This window comes from Ornithinibacillus jepli (genome assembly GCF_047228935.1).
Lineage (GTDB): Bacteria > Bacillota > Bacilli > Bacillales > Amphibacillaceae > Ornithinibacillus.
On the sequence record NZ_JBFEGG010000001.1, the window covers coordinates 340,381 to 362,290 of the forward strand.

26 protein-coding genes and 1 riboswitch are annotated in these 21,910 nt (G+C 34.5%); of the genes, 20 read left to right on the forward strand and 6 right to left on the reverse strand.

What is annotated here, in order from left to right:
* Positions 1–34 precede the first annotated feature (34 nt).
* Positions 35–158, forward strand: a riboswitch (SAM riboswitch).
* Between the two features lie 92 nt (positions 159–250).
* The 6 genes from metK to AB1K81_RS01720 all read left to right on the forward strand — a co-directional run bounded on the left by metK (position 251) and on the right by AB1K81_RS01720 (position 6,243).
* Positions 251–1,438, forward strand: coding sequence for a methionine adenosyltransferase (gene metK / locus AB1K81_RS01695; protein WP_412974917.1), 1,188 nt, complete (start codon positions 251–253; stop codon positions 1,436–1,438).
* Positions 1,438–2,934, forward strand: coding sequence for an aminotransferase class I/II-fold pyridoxal phosphate-dependent enzyme (locus AB1K81_RS01700; RefSeq protein WP_412974918.1), 1,497 nt, complete (start codon positions 1,438–1,440; stop codon positions 2,932–2,934). The genes metK and AB1K81_RS01700 overlap by 1 nt, the downstream gene beginning before the upstream one ends.
* 1 nt (position 2,935) lies before the next feature.
* Positions 2,936–3,367: an adenosylmethionine decarboxylase gene (speD, locus tag AB1K81_RS01705; protein ID WP_412974919.1), complete on the forward strand. Its 432-nt coding sequence runs from the start codon at positions 2,936–2,938 to the stop codon at positions 3,365–3,367.
* Positions 3,367–4,221 carry a polyamine aminopropyltransferase gene (gene speE / locus AB1K81_RS01710; protein ID WP_412974920.1) on the forward strand — a complete coding sequence of 285 codons (855 nt, stop codon included), beginning with the start codon at positions 3,367–3,369 and terminating at the stop codon, positions 4,219–4,221. The genes speD and speE overlap by 1 nt, the downstream gene beginning before the upstream one ends.
* On the forward strand, positions 4,214–5,071 hold the full coding sequence (gene speB, locus AB1K81_RS01715) for an agmatinase (protein WP_412974921.1): 858 nt from the start codon (positions 4,214–4,216) through the stop codon (positions 5,069–5,071). Before speE ends, speB begins: the two co-directional genes overlap by 8 nt.
* Positions 5,072–5,412: 341 nt before the next feature.
* Complete coding sequence (locus AB1K81_RS01720) at positions 5,413–6,243, forward strand: P-loop NTPase family protein (protein ID WP_412974922.1); 831 nt, start codon at positions 5,413–5,415, stop codon at positions 6,241–6,243.
* 84 nt (positions 6,244–6,327) lie between these two features.
* Here the strand turns inward: AB1K81_RS01720 and AB1K81_RS01725 are convergent, their stop codons facing one another.
* Positions 6,328–7,194, reverse strand: coding sequence for a cation diffusion facilitator family transporter (locus AB1K81_RS01725; protein ID WP_412974923.1), 867 nt, complete (start codon positions 7,192–7,194; stop codon positions 6,328–6,330).
* Positions 7,195–7,421: 227 nt separating this feature from the next.
* Between AB1K81_RS01725 and AB1K81_RS01730 the strand changes: the two genes are divergently transcribed.
* The 5 genes from AB1K81_RS01730 to AB1K81_RS01750 all read left to right on the forward strand — a co-directional run bounded on the left by AB1K81_RS01730 (position 7,422) and on the right by AB1K81_RS01750 (position 11,820).
* Positions 7,422–7,655, forward strand: coding sequence for an IDEAL domain-containing protein (locus AB1K81_RS01730; protein ID WP_412974924.1), 234 nt, complete (start codon positions 7,422–7,424; stop codon positions 7,653–7,655).
* An 82-nt stretch (positions 7,656–7,737) separates the two neighbouring features.
* On the forward strand, positions 7,738–9,198 hold the full coding sequence (locus tag AB1K81_RS01735) for a methyl-accepting chemotaxis protein (RefSeq protein ID WP_412974925.1): 1,461 nt from the start codon (positions 7,738–7,740) through the stop codon (positions 9,196–9,198).
* A gap of 78 nt (positions 9,199–9,276) precedes the next feature.
* Positions 9,277–10,551, forward strand: coding sequence for an MFS transporter (locus AB1K81_RS01740; protein ID WP_412974926.1), 1,275 nt, complete (start codon positions 9,277–9,279; stop codon positions 10,549–10,551).
* Between the two features lie 79 nt (positions 10,552–10,630).
* Positions 10,631–11,194: an AAA family ATPase gene (locus AB1K81_RS01745; RefSeq protein ID WP_412974927.1), complete on the forward strand. Its 564-nt coding sequence runs from the start codon at positions 10,631–10,633 to the stop codon at positions 11,192–11,194.
* An 83-nt stretch (positions 11,195–11,277) separates the two neighbouring features.
* A complete protein-coding gene (locus tag AB1K81_RS01750) occupies positions 11,278–11,820 on the forward strand; it encodes a SurA N-terminal domain-containing protein (RefSeq protein ID WP_412974928.1) in 543 nt (180 codons plus the stop codon).
* Between the two features lie 32 nt (positions 11,821–11,852).
* Here the strand turns inward: AB1K81_RS01750 and AB1K81_RS01755 are convergent, their stop codons facing one another.
* Positions 11,853–12,764 (reverse strand): zinc dependent phospholipase C family protein, encoded by a 912-nt coding sequence (locus AB1K81_RS01755; RefSeq protein WP_412974929.1) that lies wholly within the window; start codon positions 12,762–12,764, stop codon positions 11,853–11,855.
* Between the two features lie 190 nt (positions 12,765–12,954).
* On the opposite strand from AB1K81_RS01755, the gene fumC reads away from it, so the two are divergent.
* The 3 genes from fumC (at position 12,955) to AB1K81_RS01770 (ending at position 15,068) form a co-directional block, all read left to right on the forward strand.
* Positions 12,955–14,340 carry a class II fumarate hydratase gene (fumC, locus tag AB1K81_RS01760; RefSeq protein WP_412974930.1) on the forward strand — a complete coding sequence of 462 codons (1,386 nt, stop codon included), beginning with the start codon at positions 12,955–12,957 and terminating at the stop codon, positions 14,338–14,340.
* Between the two features lie 144 nt (positions 14,341–14,484).
* A complete protein-coding gene (locus tag AB1K81_RS01765; protein WP_412974931.1) occupies positions 14,485–14,694 on the forward strand; it encodes an alpha/beta-type small acid-soluble spore protein in 210 nt (69 codons plus the stop codon).
* Between the two features lie 173 nt (positions 14,695–14,867).
* Complete coding sequence (locus AB1K81_RS01770; RefSeq protein WP_412974932.1) at positions 14,868–15,068, forward strand: alpha/beta-type small acid-soluble spore protein; 201 nt, start codon at positions 14,868–14,870, stop codon at positions 15,066–15,068.
* Between the two features lie 234 nt (positions 15,069–15,302).
* Here the strand turns inward: AB1K81_RS01770 and AB1K81_RS01775 are convergent, their stop codons facing one another.
* Positions 15,303–16,400: an ABC transporter ATP-binding protein gene (locus AB1K81_RS01775; protein ID WP_412974933.1), complete on the reverse strand. Its 1,098-nt coding sequence runs from the start codon at positions 16,398–16,400 to the stop codon at positions 15,303–15,305.
* Positions 16,401–16,527: 127 nt separating this feature from the next.
* Positions 16,528–17,412, reverse strand: a complete 885-nt coding sequence (locus tag AB1K81_RS01780) for a PucR family transcriptional regulator (RefSeq protein WP_412974934.1) — start codon at positions 17,410–17,412, stop codon at positions 16,528–16,530.
* A 144-nt stretch (positions 17,413–17,556) separates the two neighbouring features.
* On the opposite strand from AB1K81_RS01780, the gene AB1K81_RS01785 reads away from it, so the two are divergent.
* Positions 17,557–17,907, forward strand: a complete 351-nt coding sequence (locus tag AB1K81_RS01785; protein ID WP_412974935.1) for a YlbF/YmcA family competence regulator — start codon at positions 17,557–17,559, stop codon at positions 17,905–17,907.
* 54 nt (positions 17,908–17,961) lie between these two features.
* Here the strand turns inward: AB1K81_RS01785 and AB1K81_RS01790 are convergent, their stop codons facing one another.
* A complete protein-coding gene (locus tag AB1K81_RS01790) occupies positions 17,962–18,321 on the reverse strand; it encodes a hypothetical protein (RefSeq protein ID WP_412974936.1) in 360 nt (119 codons plus the stop codon).
* 131 nt (positions 18,322–18,452) lie between these two features.
* Between AB1K81_RS01790 and AB1K81_RS01795 the strand changes: the two genes are divergently transcribed.
* A complete protein-coding gene (locus AB1K81_RS01795; RefSeq protein ID WP_412974937.1) occupies positions 18,453–19,226 on the forward strand; it encodes an enoyl-CoA hydratase in 774 nt (257 codons plus the stop codon).
* A gap of 54 nt (positions 19,227–19,280) precedes the next feature.
* Here the strand turns inward: AB1K81_RS01795 and AB1K81_RS01800 are convergent, their stop codons facing one another.
* Positions 19,281–19,466, reverse strand: a complete 186-nt coding sequence (locus AB1K81_RS01800; protein WP_412974938.1) for a YhzD family protein — start codon at positions 19,464–19,466, stop codon at positions 19,281–19,283.
* Positions 19,467–19,625: 159 nt separating this feature from the next.
* Here AB1K81_RS01800 and AB1K81_RS01805 point away from each other — a divergent pair, with 159 nt between their 5' ends.
* The 4 genes from AB1K81_RS01805 to AB1K81_RS01820 all read left to right on the forward strand — a co-directional run bounded on the left by AB1K81_RS01805 (position 19,626) and on the right by AB1K81_RS01820 (position 21,907).
* A complete protein-coding gene (locus tag AB1K81_RS01805) occupies positions 19,626–19,832 on the forward strand; it encodes a helix-turn-helix transcriptional regulator (protein ID WP_412976100.1) in 207 nt (68 codons plus the stop codon).
* Positions 19,825–20,142: a DUF2178 domain-containing protein gene (locus AB1K81_RS01810; protein ID WP_412974939.1), complete on the forward strand. Its 318-nt coding sequence runs from the start codon at positions 19,825–19,827 to the stop codon at positions 20,140–20,142. Before AB1K81_RS01805 ends, AB1K81_RS01810 begins: the two co-directional genes overlap by 8 nt.
* 184 nt (positions 20,143–20,326) lie before the next feature.
* Complete coding sequence (locus tag AB1K81_RS01815; protein ID WP_412974940.1) at positions 20,327–20,569, forward strand: permease; 243 nt, start codon at positions 20,327–20,329, stop codon at positions 20,567–20,569.
* 111 nt (positions 20,570–20,680) lie between these two features.
* Positions 20,681–21,907 carry a metallophosphoesterase family protein gene (locus AB1K81_RS01820; protein WP_412974941.1) on the forward strand — a complete coding sequence of 409 codons (1,227 nt, stop codon included), beginning with the start codon at positions 20,681–20,683 and terminating at the stop codon, positions 21,905–21,907.
* Positions 21,908–21,910 lie beyond the last annotated feature (3 nt).

The window sequence follows — 21,910 nt, forward strand, 5'->3', positions numbered from 1 at the left end:
ATGCCTTACTATTAATCCTGCATATTAAAAGTCTATCTTATTAATAGCCGCTGAGACGAGGGGTCTAAGATGCGGTGGCAAACCAGTTTGATTAACTAAATCAGATATGGGTGCCCAACCTGAGCGCAAAACATATATCGTTTTGTGAACAATAAGAGGATAGCAGCTGATATTAATCGAAGCTTTCCTTAGGTTGTAGGAGAGCTTTTTTTATGCCCTGAAATGAATAAAATGGAAGGGATGGTTAAAATTGGCAGAAAAAATCTTATTTACATCGGAGTCCGTTTCAGAAGGACATCCTGATAAAATTGCCGATCAAATTTCGGATGCTGTACTTGATGCGGCATTAGCACAGGACCCATATTCAAGGGTTGCCTGCGAAGTATTTACAACAACAAATACAGTAATTGTTGGTGGAGAGATAACCACTAAGGCAAATCTTAATGTGGAAAAGATCGTCCGAGATACATTAATCGAGATTGGATACACAGATGATCGATTTGGAATTGATGGAAGTACTTGTAATGTAGAAGTATTACTTCATACACAATCTCCAGATATTGCGATGGGAGTAGATACTTCTAGTGATATTAGTGAAATAGGTGCTGGTGACCAAGGGATTATGTTTGGTTATGCTACGAATGAAACAGAATCTATGATGCCACTAGCAATCGAGATGGCTCACACTTTAGTAAAACGAGCATCTCAACTACGAAAAACAGGTGAGTTTACGTGGGCTCGTCCTGATATGAAATCACAGGTTACCATTGACTATACTAATCCTATTCAGCCTAAAATTGACACAGTTTTAATGTCTATTCAACATGATGAGGATTTTGATAAAGATAAATTTGAAGCATTTGTGACAGAATCCATTATTAAACAAACTGCTTGTGAATATGGAATGAATGAAGAATTTCGAGTGTTAATTAATCCGACTGGCCGTTTTGTAATTGGTGGACCTCATGGTGATACAGGATTAACTGGTAGAAAAATTATTGTAGACACTTATGGTGGAGCTGCTAAACATGGTGGTGGGGCATTCTCTGGTAAGGACTGTACTAAAGTTGACCGTTCTGCTGCTTATGCCGCACGCTATGTAGCAAAAAATATCGTTGCAGCAGGATTAGCGGAACGCTGTGAAATTCAGCTTTCTTATGCAATTGGTGTAAGTAAGCCAATCAGTATTGCTCTTGATACTTTCGGTACGGAAACAGTTGAGCACGAAAGAATATTAAAGGCGATTCGTGAAGTATTTGATTTAACTCCAAGCGGCATCATTAATATGCTGGAACTTAGAAAACCGCAGTTTAAACAAGTGGCAGCCTACGGACATTTTGGACGCCATGACTTGAATGTGTCTTGGGAAAAAACTGATAAAGTAGTTGATTTACAAGAAGCAGTAGCAAAGTTTGAATTAGCTGGGGTTTACCGCTAATGAATAACGTGAAGGAACTTGTTGCGAGACCAATTTCCATATTGAATCAAGATAAGATGCCTTTATTTGATGCACTAGTGCAATATGCTAAACGTGATGTAACTCCTTTTGATGTACCTGGTCATAAAATGGGCTCTTCTATGAGTCCTTTGAAAGAAGTACTAGGTGAGATGGCGTTGCGAATGGATGTTAACTCTATGAAGGAGTTAGATTTGTTAAGCCATCCCGAGTCCGTTATAAAAGAAGCCCAGGAATTAGCAGCAGATGCTTTTGGAGCAGATTATGCTTATTTTCTTGTAAATGGTACAACGGTTGGCATCCAAACTATGATTATGGCTACTTGTAAACCGGGTGATACTTTACTAGTACCAAGGAATGGTCATAAATCTGTAATGGATGGAATTATTTTAAGTGGTGCAAAACCTGTATTTATTCAACCAGAGGTAGACTATCATTTTGGTATATCACATGGCGTATCGATAAACAGTGTTGAAAAAGCAATCCAGGAGCATCCAGAGGCAAAGGCTTTATTAATTACCTACCCAACATATTTTGGGTCCATGAGTGATTTAGAGAAAATTTGCCAGCTTGCTCATGAACGAGATATTGCGGTTATTGTGGATAGTGCACATGGAGCGCATCTGCCCTTTCTATCAGATGAAATAATAGATCCGATTAAAGCGGGAGCAGATGGTGTAACAATTAGTATGCACAAGACAGGCGGGTCATTAACGCAAAGCTCGATCTTAATTTTACAGAATAATAGAATTGCACCCGAGGCAATCCAAAAGATATTAAGTATGCTTCAGTCTACAAGTGCTAACTATTTATTGATGAGTTCTTTAGATGTAGCGAGAAGGGAATTAGCGTTGCATGGCTATGAACGGTACTGTAGCCTAAAACCAATTGTAGAAAATGCTATCTCAGAAATTGAGTTAGGTTCTCGTTATGAAGTATTAAAGAATGATTATGTATTAAAGAATTTTAATCAATCATATGACTGGACTAAATTAGTAATCCGGGTCAATGGCATTGGAATGACCGGATTTGATGTATACACGATTTTAAAACAAAAATATGGAATTCAAATGGAGCTTGCAGAAGGATATGTTGTGATGGCTGTTATTACAACGTCTGATACAGAAGAATCAATTGGAAAACTGGTTGCAGCATTACGAGAGATTGAAGAAATTTACGGAGAAAGAACCGTCATGATGTCTACGAATGTAACTGCAGACCAAGTAAATGAACTGATTCTTAGTCCAAGGGATGCTTTTTACTCTGAGCATGAAACAGTTGCTATTGATAAAGCAATTGGACGAATAAGTGGAGACACGATCATGATTTATCCACCAGGTATTCCACTTGTTATTCCAGGAGAACTAATTTCGGAAGATGTAGTAAAGCAATATCATTATTATCGTCAAACGTTAGGGGAAGTGTTAACCGAGGCGAAAGAAAAAAATCAAATTACAGTTGTAAAGGAGAATGCGTAAAATGGGTTTTAAATTATCGACGCTAGGAAGACATGTATTAATAGAGTTTTACGGTTGTCCAAGTGATATTATTGAAAACAATAAATTAATTGAGAAATTTATGAATGAGGCTGCAGATTACTCTGGTGCGACAATTGTTGAATCCGTATTTCATCATTTCAACCCTTATGGTGTTTCAGGTGCAGTTATAATTGCTGAATCACATTTGACTATCCATACTTGGCCAGAATATGGTTATGCTTCAGTAGATGTATATACTTGTGGTGATTCAGTGAGTCCTTGGAAGGCAGCTGAATACCTAGGGGAAAAACTACAGGCTAAACAAACAGAATCATTTGAAGTACCACGTGGTATGGTTGATAAAATTAAACAATTTGCAGAACGTGAAATTGAAGATGTACAAGTGAAACCATTACTAGAAGGTGTAAAATAATGACTTGGTATACAGAACAATGGAGTAATGATTGCAAATTCTCAATAAAGTATGATAGAGAAGTGCACAGTGAAAAAAGCCCGTTTCAACAAATTGATTTTTATCAAGGAGAAGAATTTGGAACCTTTTTTACGCTAGATGGTTTAATGATGGTAAATGAAAAAGATGAATTTATTTACCATGATATGATTGTTCACCCTGCTTTCGCTACGAATCCTAACATTAAAAAAGTATTAATTATAGGTGGGGGAGACGGTGGTACTGCACGTGAAGTGCTACGTTATCCTTCTGTTGAAGAAGTTGTAATGGTAGAAATTGATGAGAGGGTATTTCGTTTGTGTCAGGAATATTTACCTGTAACTGCAAAGGGAGTAGAAGAAGATGCTAGAATGGAGCTTCGATTTGAAGATGGGTTAGCCTATGTGAAAAATGCTCCAGATGCTTCCTTCGATCTTATCTTAGTTGATTCAACTGATCCAATCTCTGTTGGTGAAGGATTGTTTACAACAGCATTTTATGAAGAATGTTACCGTGTATTAAATAAGGATGGAATTTTGATTAACCAACATGAATCACCATATTTCGCTGAATATGCGGAGAGCATGAGAAAAGCACGTAAAAAAATTAAAGCGATTTTTCCAATTACGAATGTATACCAATATCATATGCCTACCTATCCATCTGGCCATTGGCTGTTTGGATTTGCATCAAAGACATATGATCCAATCAAAGATATTCATGTAGAAGCATGGAAAAATATTGGCTTGAAAACGAAATATTATAATACAGATTTACATGTAGGTGCATTTCAATTGCCGTCCTATGTAAAGGAGGCTCTTGATAGTGATGAGTAAACCCTTAAATTTTAGCACGTTTATTGGCTGTGAAAAATCATTTGATGAAGCGGAAGTTGTACTGTTCGGTGTACCATTTGATGGAACGACAAGCTTTCGCCCTGGAACACGTTTTGCCATGCAGGCTATTCGCAATGATTCTTTTGGACTTGAAACGTATTCACCATATTTAGATAAAGATCTGGAAGATGCTTTTATCTATGATGGCGGGGATTTGGAATTGCCGCTTGGTAATACCGAAAAAGCTTTAGACCAAATATATACGTATAGCAAGGAAGTATTAAATGCCGGAAAGAAATTTTTAATGGTAGGTGGAGAGCATTTAGTTAGCTTATCTACTATAAGAGCAGCTTATGAAAAGTATCCGGATCTACATTTAATTCATATTGATGCTCACACAGACTTACGTGATGATTATTTAGGTGAAAAGCTATCACATGCTTCCGTTATTCGCCGCAGTCATGATTTTCTTGGAGACGGGAGAATTTTCCAATTTGGTATTCGTTCTGGCATGAAAGAAGAATTTGACTGGGCGAAAGAGCACACGTATTTAGAACGTTTTGCTATCACAACATTGAAGGAAAAAGTGCAGGAATTAAAAGATGTACCAGTATATATAACGATAGATTTAGATGTACTGGATCCTGGTATTTTTCCAGGGACAGGTACACCTGAACCAGGCGGTATCACGTACAAAGAGCTACTAGAAGCAATGAAGCAATTACAAGAACTAAACCAAATAGTATCAGCAGATATAGTGGAGTTATCTCCACCGTATGATCCATCCGGAGCCTCAACAGCAATGGCTTGTAAAACGGTTCGTGAAATGTTGCTAACTCTCATAGATTAATATAATTAATCTGATTGATTTTATACGTATTGTTCACTATACTATAGATAACATATAGTGAACGGAGGTATTTCTTATTAAATGGATAACTAATCATTTGTTTTAAAGAAAATTTGATCATGAAATCAAATTATTCAATAGACAAGGGATTAGTATGCCATTTCGAATGGCAAAATAGGTATTCTATTTTTCTATTATAGGAAATTCCAATTATTATTTAGGATGCCCGAATAGGTATTAATTCTAATCCCCTCTCTATTTTAAGTAGGAGGGGTTTTTTATGTTGTGCTAATCGTTTATAGGAATCGTTCTTTAGATAAAAGTTTAAGGGGGGATAATGGATGAATACGAAATTAATATTGGTTGAGGGTCTACCTGGATTTGGAAAATCTACTACTGCAAAAATTATTCATGATACCTTAGTTGAGAAGAACATAGATGTGCAGTTATATTTGGAAGGTGACTTAAATCATCCGGCCGATTACGATAGAGTAGCTTGTTTTACAAAAGAGCAATACGAGCAATTGATAGTGTACAGTGGAGACTTAGTAGAAGCTATTAAAGAACATATAATTTTTAATGGAGGAAATTATTTAGTACCTTATGGAAAGATGAAATATGATTTCAACATTGAATTTCCGGAATCGCTATTTAACTGGGTATTTCAACATGATATATATGAACTTCCATTCGATCAAAACATGGAGTTAATTACAAATAGATGGGAAGAGTTTGCTCAAAATGCTCTACGGAGCGATAAAATTTATATATTTGAATGTTGTTTCATACAGAATCCAGTAACTATTGGGATGGTCAAATATAATGGACCGAGAGAAAAAGTGATAGATTATGTTAAAAGGTTAGAAAAAATTATTGAAAGACTAAACCCAACCTTATTCTATGTTGAGCAAAATAATCTGGAATTTTCATTTAGAAAAGCTGTACAGGAGAGACCTAAGATGTGGTATGAAGGGTTTATAGATTACTATACTAATCAAGGGTTCGGAAAAGAGAAAAATTATAAAGGGTTAGAGGGAACATTGAAAGTACTAGAGGAAAGACTGAAGTTAGAAGCTGAGATTTATGATAGATTAAACATCAAAAAGCACAAAGTAAACAATTCAAATTATGAACAGGAAAGTTATAAGATGAAGCTAATGAAAAGCTTATAGGAAGTAGTTTGCAAAGAAATATACGAAAGCCTACTTTTCTTTCGGGGCTTTCGTATATTTAGATTACAGTATGTCTAAATTCACTCATTCAATATAAGGCTCAATATGAATATGCGTATGCAGTATTCCATATTCATTAGCTAGCTTTTTTTCAATACGAACAGTAATATCATGGCTTTGACTTACAGTAAGATTGGGGTCTACTTTTATCGTAACATCCAGTACGGATTGATTACCAAGTGCTCTTCCTTTAATATCAGGTACAATTTTAACCTCTGGAAACTTTTTAATTTCAATTTTAATTTCTTTTAAGAGCTCCTCATCAAATGCATCCGTTAATACTAGTGTTGCATCTTTAAAAATCTCCCAAGCAGTCCTACAGATTATGATTCCAACAAGTAATCCAGCAAGTGGGTCTAACCAAAAAATTCCAAATTGTGTACCAAGTATACCAATGAACGCTCCTATACTTACTAGTGCATCTGAGCGATTATCCTGTGAGGCTGCATATAAGGCACTACTATTTACTTTTCTAGATAAGGCAAGATTGTACCGGTAAACAATGTACATAATAATTGCAGCACATAAAGCAGTCCAAGCTGTTAACATATCAGGCTTAGTAACATGCTCACCGAACATTTTCCCTACAGTAGAAAAAATTACTTGTAAACCTACCGCCACCATTATAAATGCTGCCAGCAACGAAGCTATTGTTTCTGCTCTGTAATGACCATAGCGATGATTTTGATCAGGTGGCTTTTGTGAAATCCTCATGCCAATTAAGATGGCGATGGAGGCAACAACATCTGTTGAATTATTTAAACCATCTGCCCATAAAGCGTCTGAATCTCCTATGTATGCGACTAGAAGCTTTGTTGCGGAGAGAAATAAATAAGCAAAGATACTAATCCAAGCACCTTTTTCTCCATTTTGTATATTTGGTTGGTTCATTAAATTACCTCCAAGAATTCAAATAACTTCATCACTATAACAAAGTAATCCTAGGTGAGTCTAGAGAAAAAGATAAGCACCAAGGAATATGAATTGACATATTATAAGTATGTTTCCTTACTCCAAATAATATAGACTCGTTTTAAGTTGTACGAAGGATAAATTTTCATTGCAATTATTCTAAAAATTTAGGATAATATTAAGAAAGGAGCAAAGGGGCGTATCCAATGAAAAAGGAAAAGGTAAGTTACCGCTTTTATCCGTATGAAGGAAAGGTCCTAAGCGCAAAAAGAGAAATATCCTTTGAAATTAAGTTAACATCGCGGCTTATTTTGGATGAATTATGCTTTAATTGGAATAAAAAGATGTTAGAAGAGAAAATAAATCAATCTATCCAAAATGGAAATAAAGATGAATTTAAAAGCGTTCGCGAATTGTATTTACAATATATTTGGGAGTAAAGCTTACACATCCTTCATCAGCCTTGCCTACGTTTGGTGAGGCTGTTTTCATGTAAGGAAAGATAAATTATGGGGGGATACTATGAAATTAGATGAAACCATCTTAAAACGTCAAAATCAATTACTATTTTATATTTTAATTTTTGCAATGTTACTAGGACTCGGGGCAGAGATAGTAGTTGGTGCACCGCTTGAAAATATGATAGCGCTTACTGCAGGTGGAATTATTGGAGTAGGATTAATTGCGATTTTTAATTTTAAGGGAATATTTAGTAAAGTAGTACCATATATCGCGGTTGTGTGTTTAACTGGGGTATCCTTAGTAATTATGCTCAGTTCCAATTATGTGACGAATATGTTATTTACTTTCTTTTTATTAGCAGTTGCTGCAGTGTCTTTGTCTAAAGCAGTCCTTACAACTGGTGGTGTATTAGGTCTTGCGTTATTAGGATTTTTTATAGCAGTCAAAGGAGAAACAGTAGGATTTGATACAAGATCAGCTGCTATTACGATTGTATTTTTTAGTTTAGTATTTCTTGTATTGTTCATACAAATTAGAGTATCAAGGGGATTTATATCTTCAATGCACGAAACAATGCTAGAAATAGAGGCGAAATCGAATGAAGAAGAAAAACGAGCCGAAATTATACGTGCTGGAACACTAAACGTTAGAAAGCAGATGGGGATTATTGAAGAAGATAGTAGTTTGAATCAAAAACAAATGCAAGAGATGCTCGAGGCTTTTCATGAAATTGCGGAAGCTAGTCAAGCACAAGCAGAGTCAGCTACGGGAATATCAGAGTCAACAAATCATAATCACAAATTACTCGAAAAAATGATTGAATCTTTTGGTAAGAGTGTTGAAGATGGAGAAACCCTTATTCAAATTTCAAATGTTGGACAAGAGTCCATGCAGACATTGAAGGATACGATTGAGGACTTTAAACAATCCTTTGAAAAACTGACAGAGAATATGGAAAGCTTAGTAAATAGAATAGATGAAAATAATTCAAATGCAGAAAAAATACAAGAAATAGCAGAACAAACTAATCTATTAGCGTTAAATGCGAGTATTGAGGCAGCCAGAGCTGGAGAATTCGGTAAAGGATTCTCTGTCGTGGCGTCCGAAATTCGTAAACTTGCTGAAGTTTCACAGCATACAGCTAAGCAAATAAGCGATAATATGTTAATGATTGAAAACGATGCTAAAAATACTCAGGTGGAAGTAAGCAATAATAAGGATAAGTTAATGGTAAGTACGGAGCATACATTGGTAGCGAAAGAGAACTTTGAAAAAATTACTGATCAATTGAAAAATTTTATCAAGTATTTACATTTTTTAAATGAAAGAGCAAATGAAATTAGAAGTTCTTCAGAAAATATTGAGCAATCAGTTGATCATCTTGCTTCTATCATTGAGGAAACAACAGCTACGATAGAAGAATTAGAGGCGATGGTAGATGAACAAGTTAACCGAATGACGAATTTGGTGCATGCCATTGAAGTTACGAATGAAGCAGCCGCATCGTTAGAAAATGCGTAAGGAAGGAATTTACAAATTCTTTACTGTGGTAGTCCTTATTATTTTGCTATGCTATAAAATGAGAGGAGTGTTTATAAGTTGAAAAAAGATACGAAAAAACAATTAAGCTGGGCATTATATGATTTTGGAAATTCAGCCTTTGCTACAACCATGTTAGCAGCAATTCTACCTATTTTTTATTCGAGTGTGGCAGCAAATAATATCGATAGTACGTTAGCAACAAGTTACTGGGGCTACGCTAACTCTTTTGCGGTTTTAGTAGTAGCAATATTAGCACCTATTTTAGGTTCAATAGCTGATTTCTCCGCTGCGAAGAAAAAGTTTCTACGTTTTTTTGCTTTTATGGGAATGATTGCTAGCATACTTTTAGCCTTCACTGGTGAAGGGGATTATATTTTTGTAGCAATATTATTTATCATAGGTTCAATTGGTTTTTCGGGAGCAAATGTTTTCTATGATGCATTTTTACCTGAAGTTGCTGATGAAGATGAGATTGATAAGCTATCTTCTAAAGGTTTTGCGCTTGGTTATGTAGGTGGTGGCATTCTATTACTTATCAATGTAATTATGATACTTAAACCGGAAATGTTTGGTTTAAATCAAATCAGTGCGATGCAAGTTTCTTTTGCTACTGTAGGAATTTGGTGGTTTATCTTTTCAATACCACTCCTTAGAAATATACATGATGAGAAAAAGAACCCTGTAAAGCGAGATAAATCATACATAAGAATCGGGTTTTCGAGAATAGGAAATACGTTTAGAGAAATTAAACACTTTAAACAATTATTACTTTTCTTATTTGCCTTTTGGTTATTTAATGATGGGATATCTACTATTATCCGTATGGCAACGATATATGGAACCGAAATAGGGATTGGACAAAATGATTTAATTATAGCTCTCTTAATTACACAATTTGTTGGGATACCTTGTACGTTCTTTTTTGGTTGGTTAGCAGGGAAAATTTCTGCGAAAAAAGCATTGATGATTACACTCTTTATTTATTTAGGTATTGTTATATTAGGTTATTTCATGAATTCTGCACTTCATTTTTATCTATTAGCAACTGCTGTAGGCTTTGTTCAAGGTGGAGCACAGGCACTAAGTAGATCGATTTATGGTCGTATGGTTCCAGCTAGTAAACAAGGTGAATTCTTTGGATTTTATGGAATCTCATCGAAGTTCTCTGCTGTTTTTGGGCCTTTCGTATTTGGTTTTGTCGGTCAAATTACAGGCAATAGTCGATTTGGAATTCTTTCATTAATGGTCTTTTTCATTTTAGGTATTATCCTCCTAAGTCGTGTTAATGTAGAGAAAGGGAAAGAAGATGCAAAGAATTACACTGCTGCTTAGAGATTTTTGTGGGTGACTTAAAAAGTTTTGTACCGTACAGTTCTTTCCTGTGCGGTTTTTTGTTAGAGAGGTTAAGCGAATGAGAAGATTTGTAATTATTACAGTTGGAAAGACTCATAGTGGTAAAACCACATTTGCCAGGCTTTTAGAAAATAAACTGGAGGATACTATCGTCATGGATCAGGATATCCATGCAGAGCTTATTAATAAGTACTATAAAAAATTACAGCCTAAAACTGGCCCAAATACATTAAAACATGCGATATCCAAGTTAATTGTTGATTATACAGTAGTAAATACTAATTACCATCTTATAATAAGTAATTCTAATCGAAGCATACATGATCGGGAGTATTTACTAAAAGAGCTTTTTCCAAAAGATAACTTTATACGGATAATAGTACATTTTAATATTCCAGATCACATCCTCCTAGCTAGAGTTGAAAACAGTAACAGGAATACAAATATTTTCAGAGGGGCAACAAGTTTCAAGCAAGTATTAACTAGGCAACAGGAAGAGTCAAATAGAGATGATATTATAGATCCTACTGAAATGGAAGCGGATTATTTATTTGTAGTAAAGGATGGTATGGAGGTAGAGGCGGTAATTGGAAAAATCGTTAGAATTGCCAATGATAGTTAATTGGATTGTAGTAAGATAACGAATCCCTATTTAATAAAAACGTATTATCCAACATAGGTTGAGCGATGAAGTGGGGGAATATATTGCTAAATAAGTTAAGTTTCATAATAACAGTACTAATATTTTTTTCAATATTTATAGTTGGTTGTTCTAATTCATTAAATTATAAAGATGAGGATGTTGCAGCCATGGTAAGAGGAGAAGAGATTACTGTTGGTGATCTTAGGCTTCTTTATACGGATGATAAAGTAATGTCTAATCTAGAAGGCACCGAAAAAGCAATGTTAATAATGCAAGAAGCAAAAGATATGAACATGGATGTTACAGAAGAAATAGAACAAACAATTAGGCCCTATCCACCTAAAGATACAGGGGATAAATTAGCAAATTCCATTCAGGAATTTGCCAAATCTCAAGGTAAAAAACTAGGGATGGGACCGGAAGAATACTATATGAAATATCAAGAGGTTACAGCTGAGATGGGGGCATATGTGAATGCCTATGTCATGGAAATGCTTGGTGAAACAGATATGGAAGATTTAGAGCAATTCGATGAACGTGCCAACCAATTAATAGATGATTTAATGGAAAAATATAAAGATGAGATAGAGATATACATTAAATAGCAAAAAGCTTAGAGTTAATTCTAAGCTCTTTGCTATATAATCGGGTCACAATATTGATTGCGTATATTTGCTTCTAACGGTAATCCTGTATCATAGGAAATATCTCCAATTAATTCCGTTAATTCATCCATAGTCGACCCATCATTTTGCCAATATCCAATTACTTTTTTCATTATTTCTACGCCTTCAATTCTAGCCTGCTCATATAAATCAATAAAACTTTTCTTACTTGGCTCCTTCGTTGCAGGATGATACCAAGTTCTATGTTCGATATTTAAATAATCTTTATGATCAACAATTGGTTGATGAGAAAAAGACGAAACATAAGAATGAAGCAATTTATTTTTCCAGCCATGTGGGTCTGCTAATACTTTTAATGCTAATTTCATATCATGAAAGGATTTTATAATATTTTTCATTGTATTGACTTCTAATTTCGGAAAATGGTTTTGTATTGTTTGATGAAGTAAATTTGCAATATCAAGCTTTACATTCTTATTTAAGTGAATCTCTTTATATACTGGTGTTTTCCATGTTTTAAGGTTCTTATATCTTTCCATCATCAGCGTGTCAATAATGACTTCGAATTTAGAATGATTATTGCCTTCATATCCAGCTCGGTAATTAATATATGGATGTGCATTACGATCTAAAATATGGTGGGTTACGAATCCAAACACATAATATTTAATTTCATCAGATTGCTCTTTAACTGATTGGATTAAGTCCAATAAAAATTCTCCACATTTTTCGGTATGTAAAAGGTTTCCAATTTCAACAGCGGAATCATCTCTTTTCCATGGCCAGAAGTTATAATAGAAGAATGGATCAGGGCCTTGAGCACCTATATTTAATATATAGCTATTCTTAGGAATTGACTTTGATATACCTATTGAGTCAATTACTTCTTCACAAAAAAGCATATGTGTCCAAATGTTAGGCATGTAAAGGCCTCCTAATAAATTCATATAAATATATTATAAGGGTAAACTATTTACTTTAGCATTACAATATTGTGAATTAATAATAATACTATTTTTTAATAATCGATAGACGAATTTGATTCTCATTTTAAAAAAATTTGGTACAATAGAATAGGAATATTAACCATCAACATTGGGGGAGGAAATACATATGGAATATCGTACAGAACATGATACGTTAGGGGAAGTAAAAGTTCCTGCAGATAAGTACTGGGGAGCACAAACTCAGCGTAGTAAAGAGAACTTTCCAATTGGTAAAGAAACAATGCCATCTGAAATAATAAAAGCGTTTGCAATCTTAAAGAAAAGTGCAGCAAAGGCTAATAGTGATTTAGGCTTAATGGAAGCTGAAAAAGCAGAAGCAATAGAATTTGCTGCTAAACAAATAATTGAGGGTAAATTAGATGACCATTTCCCATTAGTTGTTTGGCAAACTGGTTCTGGTACTCAGTCTAATATGAACATGAATGAAGTTATCGCTTATGTTGGAAACGGTTGGTTAAAAGAGAAGGGTAGTGATTTATCATTACATCCAAATGATGATGTTAATAAATCGCAAAGCTCTAATGACACATATCCAACTGCAATGCACATCGCAGAAGTACTTAAACTAGAAGATGTTGTACTCCCAGCTTTACGTCAATTAAAACAAACGTTAAAAACAAAAATGGAAGCATTCCAAGATATAGTTAAAATCGGACGTACACATTTACAGGATGCAACACCACTTACACTTGGACAAGAAATTAGTGGTTGGCATCGCATGTTAGAGAAATCAGAAAGTATGATAGAATCTAGTCTACCTTATTTAAAAGAATTAGCTATTGGTGGAACAGCTGTAGGAACAGGGCTAAATGCTCACCCAGAATTTTCTGATCGTGTTTGCCAAGAAGTAAGTAAATTTACTGGCAAAGATTTCGTTTCAGCTAAAAATAAATTCCATGCTTTAACAAGTCACGATGAGACGGTTTTTGCTCATGGCGCATTAAAAGGCCTTGCAGCTGATTTAATGAAGATTGCGAATGATGTTCGTTGGTTAGCAAGTGGTCCGCGTTGTGGAATCGGTGAAATTACAATTCCAGCTAATGAACCAGGAAGCTCTATCATGCCTGGTAAAGTAAACCCTACTCAAAGTGAAGCTGTTACAATGGTTGCTGCTCAAGTAATGGGTAATGATGCAGCAATCGGATTTGCAGCAAGCCAAGGAAACTTTGAGCTTAATGTATTTAAACCAGTTATCGCCTATAATTTCTTGCAATCATGTGAGTTACTAGCGGATAGCATGCTTTCATTCGATGAGCGTTGTGCACAAGGTATTGAGCCAAACCTTGATCAAATTGATAAATATTTAAACGATTCTTTAATGCTTGTAACAGCATTAAACCCGCATATCGGATATGAAAATGCAGCTAAAATCGCCAAAAAAGCATTTGCAGATAATGCTACTTTAAAAGAAACAGCTGTTGAATTAGGTTTATTAACTGCTGAGGAATTTGATCAATATGTAAATCCTAGAGAAATGACACATCCTAAATAATACGAAAAAAGAACCCTGCCTTATGGCGGGTTTTTTTTTGTACTAAATAGTTTTTTATTATGATAACGTAACCACAATTTACCAATGGATTTTTGTGATAAGATTTTCAGTTCTGCTCACAATATAGTTACAGGAGGTGATAATATGGCTAACAACAACAGCTCAAACAGTAACCAACTACTAGTACCTGGGGCTGAACAAGCTCTAGAACAAATGAAATTTGAAATCGCTTCTGAGTTTGGTGTAAACCTTGGTGCTGACACTACTTCTCGTGCTAACGGTTCTGTTGGTGGAGAAATCACTAAGCGTTTAGTACAAACTGCTCAACAACAATTATCTGGTAAAATTCAATAATGATGGAATGAGGGGGGGGGATACCCCCTTTTTGAAACCTTTCTAACAGGGAAAGTCTTAGGCTTTCCCTTTAATTATCTAGTCTATTGGTTATAAACCTATTATTTGCCATCGATTTCTTGTGATAAGATATCAACTTATGTTCAAACTAACTATTACAGGAGGTGATATTAATGGCTAGCAACAACTCAAATCAATTACTAGTACCTGGTGTTGAACAGGCATTAGAGCAAATGAAGTATGAGATTGCTTCTGAGTTCGGAGTAAACTTAAGTGCTGATAATACTTCACGTTCTAACGGATCTGTTGGCGGAGAAATTACTAAGCGTTTAGTACAAACCGCACAACAACAAATGTCTGGTAAAACTCAATAATAATGGCATGGAGTACACGAAACTCCTTAAAATATAAGGAAAGGTCCAATTGGGCTTTTCCTTTTTTATAATTTGATACCTGTATTATTTACTAATTTATAGAAATAATTCCCTATTGTTAACAAAAATTAACTCAAACTTATTTCGTTATGAGCGTATAAAATTCTGAACACAAAATATGATTCTATAAAAAATAAGTTAGCTGCAAAATTAGTGCCGCTAACTTATTATATCTTATTTAATTCTTTCTTCTGTTTCTGCATTGAAGAAGTGAGCTTTGTTCATATCTAATGCTAACTCAATTGTTTCTCCACCTTTGATGTCTGTTCTAGAATCAACGCGAGCTATGAAATCTTGTTCATTAACTTTAGAATAAAGGTATGTTTCTGCTCCCATTAGTTCTGCAACATCTATATAAGCAGAAACTTTTGTCTCAGGACTTGCTTCAATAAAAATTAATTCATCATGAATATCTTCAGGTCGAACACCTAGTATTACTTCTTTATCTTTATAGCCTTGTTCATTTAAAACTTTTAATTTTCCTTCTGGTATTTTAATTTTAACGTCATCCATTACAAAATAAGAATCTTTGATTATACCAGTAAAGAAGTTCATAGAAGGAGAGCCAATGAATCCACCAACAAATACGTTGTTTGGATTATCGTACACTTCCTTTGGAGCACCAACTTGTTGGATTACCCCGTCTTTCATAACAACTAAGCGAGTTGCCATTGTCATTGCCTCAGTTTGGTCATGCGTTACATAAATAGTAGTTGTTTGCAAACGTTTGTGTAGTTTTTGAATTTCAGCACGCATTTGTACACGCAATTTAGCATCAAGGTTTGAAAGTGGCTCATCCATTAAGAAAACTTTTGCATCACGAACGATAGCACGTCCTAAAGCAACACGCTGACGTTGACCACCAGATAGTGCTTTTGGTTTACGGTCTAAGTATGCTTCTAATCCAAGGATTTTGGCAGCACTTTGTACACGCTTATCGATTTCGTCTTTTTTAAATTTACGTAATTTCAAGCCAAATGCCATATTATCATATACATTCATATGAGGATATAGGGCATAGTTTTGGAATACCATTGCAATGTCACGGTCTTTTGGTGCAACATCGTTCATTTTTTTATCGTCGATGTATAGTTCCCCATCCGTAATTTCTTCAAGACCAGCAATCATACGAAGTGTGGTAGATTTACCGCATCCAGATGGTCCAACGAAAACAATAAATTCCTTATCCTGTATATGCAAGTTAAAATCATCAACAGCTAGTACTTCTTTATCGTATTTCTTTTGAATATGTTCTAATCGTAATTCAGCCATGTAGTAGTCCCCCTTTAATTTTGAAAGCGTTTTAATGCTATGTAATTATTATAGTAAAGATAATGAAAAGGCTAAATAGTAAACATGCACAAAGATGTATATAGTCTTTGTGCATGTTTACATATACTTATTTATCAAGAGCTAAAACGGCTAAATACACTGTGAGTGCTTGTTGAAAGATGCGGACATCTATTCCGGTTTTCTCGTAAAACCTTTCAATACGGTATTGTAGACTGTTACGGTGCATATATAGCTTCTTGGCAGCAACGGTAACATTTAAATTACTCTCAAAGAAAAGCTCCATCATCTTAAGGAAATCCTTGTCTTCTTGGAACTCCTGTAATATTAAATTAGGTAAGTTCTTTATAAAAGAAGAGTCCACTTGAGCGACAAATATATAAGGAATTGCCTCGATGTAGGTTATAACATGTTGCTGAGAGCTTTTAAAGGATAACTTGGCTCCCAATTTTATTTGCTCATAATAATCCTTTACTCCGTCCAAAGTATGAAAATATGGCCCTACAAAAAAACGAATATTAATATACAAGTCACTGATTAATATATCAATAATTTCCTTATATGAGATGCCTTCTTCTAGATTATCATTATAGGTGTCAATGATCACCCCTTCGTGTTCATTTTCCCATAAAATGGTAGTTTCTTTTTCAAACAGTTGATTTATCGCATCTTTAAATGCTTGCGGTTCGATTTGATTTTTAGGGAATTGGAAAAAGACAAATCGAATGGTATCTCTATTTTCATATGCTGCCCCTTCTTCTTGAATCCAATTCTGCCATTTTTCTTCTTCTTCGGTCATTGGAGGGAAGAGATTTTCATATGGATTTAATAATGTGCTTAATAGTAATAAGTCTTTCTCTTGCAATTCCTCGGGATGGATACCGATTAATTGGGAGTCAGGTGTTACAAACCATTTTAGTTGATTGTTTAATTGAGCTGGAATTGTTTCATAATGTTCTAGTGAAGGAAATATTTTTTTTAATTTATCAATCAATCGAAAAACCTCATTTATAATTAAATTTGATTTAATTATACCAATTGAATTGCTATTTAAAAAAGCGGGAACATAATTGTATTAGTATACATCGTTCTATTCGTTTGTTATAGTGGGGGTAACCTAATCAAGGAGGAATTTGTTTTGTCTAATATGTATGATAGCGCCTATGATTTAGAAAAGGCGATTCGTGATAGCGAAGAATTTAAAGGTTTAAAAGTTGCGTTTGAAGCGGTTATGGGAGATCCAGTAGCGAAAAAAACATTTGAAGATTTCCGTGATACACAGATGGAGCTTCAACAAAAACAAATGCAAGGTCTAGAAATTACAGAAGAAGAAGTGGAAAAGGCTCGTCAGGTTGTTGAATTAGTTCAACAACATGAAGCAATTTCACAATTAATGGAACAAGAGCAACGTTTAAATATGGTAATAAATGAATTAAGTCAAATTATAACGAAGCCTTTAGAAGAACTTTACGGTTCTCAACAAGGATAATTCCAGAAAAGAGCGAGGATAATTATTCCTTGCTCTTTTTTGGAATTCGAGCAGCTATTCCATATGAAACCGATCAATTGTTTCTATTTCGTCCCCAATCGTGTAGGTAGTAAATGTTACCTCTGCTCCTAATTCAACTTGGTTAGTGTCAAGCTGTTCTTTCGCATCTTCTGATAATCGATACGTTATATCTTTATTATCTATCGTAATGATTACTTCATCATTGTCATTAATACTCTTCAGTAATCCTATCTGTTCAGGTAGGTCCTCTCCTGCTAACATAGTTCCTGATAAATTATCATCGGTTGATTCTACACCACTGTCTTCTTTGTGCTCTACTGAAAACCCGCAAGCGGTTAACAATGTTAGTGATATAATGCTACAAATTACGAAAATATTGTTTCGATTTTGCATTTTAATCACCTCCCACTTTTTACTAAGTATTATTAAGACGGAAGTAGCCAAATAATTGTTTCAAGATTAACATAGCAGGAATTAGTGAAGTTATTGGCGAATAAATAGATATAAATAGAGGGGGAATGGAAATGGATTTTATATCATTAGAAAGTAAACAGCAAATCTCGTACATTACATTAAATCGACCAGACCGATATAATGCGTTACATAAAGAAATGTTAAAGGAGCTATTAGATGTAGTAGAACAAGTTGAACAAAATGAAGACAGAGTCGTAATCCTTACTGGAGAAGGGCATGCTTTCTGTGCCGGTGGGGATATTGCGATGATGAAGGATTTTTCAAATAAAGAATTCTTTGATAGCGTAATGGATACAATTGCACAAATAGTTCGTAAGCTATACTTAATGCCTAAAATAGTAGTTTCGAGTGTTCAAGGTTCTGCTGCTGGTTTAGGATTAAGCTTGGCATTAACTGCTGATTATGTAGTTGCGCATCAAAACGCTAAATTAGGAATGTTATTCATTGGGGTTGGTCTAGCACCTGATGGCGGTGGACATTTCTGGGCGGAGCAGCGTCTTGGTACCCAACAAGCTAAGCAATTTATTTGGGGAAATCCAAAACAAGTTACTGGCGAGGAAGCTATAAACATGGGGCTAGTAGATATTTTAACGGAAAATGATGTTTTTGAAGAATCGGGAAAACTTGGACAAAGATTACTTCAATCTCCACTCGAAGCGATGGTAAAAACTAAGATGACATTTCATAAGCAGCATGTTTCGACATTGGATCGCTATTTAGAAAATGAAAAGCAAAACCAGTGGGAACTTAGAAATACCGAAGATCATAAAGAGGGTGTTTTAGCATTTCTAGAGAAAAGAAAGCCGAGTTTTAGTGGTAAATAATCTTTCAAAATAATGAGAGGCTGTCATAATTTTTGAAATTATGACAGCCTATTATTAACGATGAAATAAGATTAGTTTAGCATCGGGTGACACACATCGATGGGTATGTTCTAAATATCCCTCTTTTGCAAGACGCTCTTCCCCTAATCTTTTAGCTTCTTGATCATTCACAGCTTCGAATGATTCATCTAATAACTTCTCTCCACTTTTATCAAAAACGGTTAATACATATGTTCTCATGGTTACCTCCTGAAGTTTTTCTTATAGTTAATATTCGACTTATTTCAAAAATATCCTGCTAAAAATCAACAAATAGCAATGTAAAGTTCGCTTGACTTGATTTGGGATGTATAGTACACTTTACGTAAAGTTAACTTTACAAAAGAAGTAGGGGTTATGATGAAAACGTTAATTCGTGAAAAACGAACAGAGAAAAACATGACACAAGAAGAATTATCACAGCTATTAAAAGTATCACGGCAAACGATTATTTCTTTAGAAAAAGGAAAGTATAAGCCGTCACTAGTCTTAGCTCATAAACTAGCACAGATTTTTGAATGCTCAATTGAAGACTTATTTATTTTTGAGGGGGATGAAAATGTTTAGTCAGGAGTTTTTAGAAGCACCTTGGGTTGTTATTATCTTAATAGGTAACTACTTATTCATGTTAGCTATCTTCGTTATGCAGAGAAGAATTGGTAAAAAGCAGAATCGATATGATGAGCGATATTATCAGGTTAATAATCGGGCAAAAGGTCGCACTTGGGATATTATGCTAGTAATTATGCTAATAGCATGGCCAATTGTTATTATATTTGATGGTATTTCATTCGCCTTTTTCTTGTTAACTGTACTTTATATGTTACATTGCTTAATCATGGGGATTTCTACTGCATATTACAATGCGAAAGATTAAGTGATTCAAGGTGTTGTACTTAAAATAAAGAAACTATATAAGGAGTGAAAAAACGACAATGCAAAGGAGATTTTTCTTTGTAGGAATACTATTACTAATCTTTTTTATGATGAGAGTCTTTCTCTCTATATTCAACGGGGATGTTATAATAGTAGAAATAATCAATTGGGGATCTCTCGTGTACATGGCATTTATAATTAGTTATCTTTACCCACAATTTAAGGAAAATGATGAACGTAGTAAACAAATCAAACAAAAGGGAATGTACTATACCATTTTTATCATTTTGCTTACTTTAATAGCACTAAATCTACTAATTCAGTTCGATATCTTAGAATTTAGTGTATTAGAAGTTGTTCGAATCCTTATTTCTCTAGTAATTGTAACCTTTTGGACGACGTGGCTTATATTATCTAAACGCATGTAGTTATAAAACCGCTAATGCGGTTTTTTTTGTGTGGTTACAGAAACTTTAGAATATATCCTACGAACGTGCATTCGCTATTGGAATTTGATAGAATAAGATGAAAGAGGAGGGATGATATTGGAAAAGAAAATTTCCTTTATTCATGCAGCGGACCTACATTTAGATAGCCCATTTAATGGATTATCAGATATTAATCAGGAGTTATTTCAAGAAATACGGAAAAGTACGTTTACAGCGCTTCAGAATCTAGTAGATACAGCCATTAAGAAGAAAGTTGACTTTGTACTCTTAGTAGGCGATTTATTCGATAATGAAAAACAAAGTCTAAAAGCACAAATTAGTTTACGAAATGCCTTTGAAGAATTACAACGCCATCATATAGAAGTGTATTTATCCTATGGTAATCATGATTTTATAGAAGGAAATATTTATCCAATTACATATCCAGAAAATGTTCATGTTTTCCCAGATGAACAAGTACACACATTTATTTATGAAAAAGATAATAACCCACTAGCTCAGATTTATGGATTTAGTTATGAACGACGGTCTTTAACCGACAACAAGGTTAAGGAGTTTAAAAACGTTAATCCGCATATTCCGTATCATATTGCAATGCTTCACGGTAGTATTGAAAGTAATACAGAACATGATACATATGCTCCGTTTCGACTTGGAGATTTAATAGAAAAAGATATGGACTACTGGGCGCTAGGTCACATCCATAAACGAGAAATCTTAAAGGAGAATCCTTATATTGTTTATCCCGGGAATACCCAAGGGAGAAATAGAAAGGAAATCGGTGCAAAAGGTTGTTATTATGTGGAGCTAATGGAAGGTAACGAAACTCTAGAATTTATTCCACTTCACGCTATTCTCTATAGTCAAGTTACGGTTGATATAACGAATTGTGAAGCGATTCACCAAGTGGAACAGGTCATTATAGAACAACTGAAAGACATAGACGCAGGTTCACCTCAACTACTTGATATGAAAATCTATAGTAACAAGAATAATATATTTGAGTGGAAAAACGATAATCTAATAGAAGATTTACTAGAGATTATTAATGAGAGTTTAAGCCAACAAAAAAATTGGATCTATATTTTCCGTCATACGATTGAATTTACAGGTAGTCATACTGATAGTTATAAGGGTGAGCATTTTCTTGGAGAAATGACCTTGAATTTAGATGATTTCTCACCTGCAGATCATTTAACAGAATTATATCATCATAAGGTAGTAAGAAAATTTTTAGATGGTTTGTCACTGGAAGATGAAGAACGAATAAAGAAAGAAGCTTATGAGCTTGTTTTACATGAGCTGATGAAGGAGTGAAAA

Excerpts from the sequence above, each read along its gene's own strand:
- AB1K81_RS01765 (WP_412974931.1), top strand. The coding sequence starts at position 14,485 with ATGGCTAACAACAACAGCTCAAACAGTAACCAACTACTAGTACCTGGG.
- AB1K81_RS01815 (WP_412974940.1), top strand. The coding sequence starts at position 20,327 with ATGGCATTTATAATTAGTTATCTTTACCCACAATTTAAGGAAAATGAT.
- AB1K81_RS01725 (WP_412974923.1), bottom strand. The coding sequence starts at position 7,194 with ATGAACCAACCAAATATACAAAATGGAGAAAAAGGTGCTTGGATTAGT.
- AB1K81_RS01805 (WP_412976100.1), top strand. The coding sequence starts at position 19,626 with ATGAAAACGTTAATTCGTGAAAAACGAACAGAGAAAAACATGACACAA.
- AB1K81_RS01755 (WP_412974929.1), bottom strand. The coding sequence starts at position 12,764 with ATGCCTAACATTTGGACACATATGCTTTTTTGTGAAGAAGTAATTGAC.
- AB1K81_RS01745 (WP_412974927.1), top strand. The coding sequence starts at position 10,631 with ATGAGAAGATTTGTAATTATTACAGTTGGAAAGACTCATAGTGGTAAA.
- speD (WP_412974919.1), top strand. The coding sequence starts at position 2,936 with ATGGGTTTTAAATTATCGACGCTAGGAAGACATGTATTAATAGAGTTT.
- AB1K81_RS01775 (WP_412974933.1), bottom strand. The coding sequence starts at position 16,400 with ATGGCTGAATTACGATTAGAACATATTCAAAAGAAATACGATAAAGAA.
- AB1K81_RS01795 (WP_412974937.1), top strand. The coding sequence starts at position 18,453 with ATGGATTTTATATCATTAGAAAGTAAACAGCAAATCTCGTACATTACA.
- AB1K81_RS01730 (WP_412974924.1), top strand. The coding sequence starts at position 7,422 with ATGAAAAAGGAAAAGGTAAGTTACCGCTTTTATCCGTATGAAGGAAAG.
- AB1K81_RS01720 (WP_412974922.1), top strand. The coding sequence starts at position 5,413 with ATGAATACGAAATTAATATTGGTTGAGGGTCTACCTGGATTTGGAAAA.
- AB1K81_RS01810 (WP_412974939.1), top strand. The coding sequence starts at position 19,825 with ATGTTTAGTCAGGAGTTTTTAGAAGCACCTTGGGTTGTTATTATCTTA.
- fumC (WP_412974930.1), top strand. The coding sequence starts at position 12,955 with ATGGAATATCGTACAGAACATGATACGTTAGGGGAAGTAAAAGTTCCT.
- AB1K81_RS01735 (WP_412974925.1), top strand. The coding sequence starts at position 7,738 with ATGAAATTAGATGAAACCATCTTAAAACGTCAAAATCAATTACTATTT.
- AB1K81_RS01700 (WP_412974918.1), top strand. The coding sequence starts at position 1,438 with ATGAATAACGTGAAGGAACTTGTTGCGAGACCAATTTCCATATTGAAT.
- speE (WP_412974920.1), top strand. The coding sequence starts at position 3,367 with ATGACTTGGTATACAGAACAATGGAGTAATGATTGCAAATTCTCAATA.
- AB1K81_RS01770 (WP_412974932.1), top strand. The coding sequence starts at position 14,868 with ATGGCTAGCAACAACTCAAATCAATTACTAGTACCTGGTGTTGAACAG.
- AB1K81_RS01800 (WP_412974938.1), bottom strand. The coding sequence starts at position 19,466 with ATGAGAACATATGTATTAACCGTTTTTGATAAAAGTGGAGAGAAGTTA.
- AB1K81_RS01820 (WP_412974941.1), top strand. The coding sequence starts at position 20,681 with ATGATATTGGAAAAGAAAATTTCCTTTATTCATGCAGCGGACCTACAT.
- AB1K81_RS01790 (WP_412974936.1), bottom strand. The coding sequence starts at position 18,321 with ATGCAAAATCGAAACAATATTTTCGTAATTTGTAGCATTATATCACTA.
- speB (WP_412974921.1), top strand. The coding sequence starts at position 4,214 with ATGAGTAAACCCTTAAATTTTAGCACGTTTATTGGCTGTGAAAAATCA.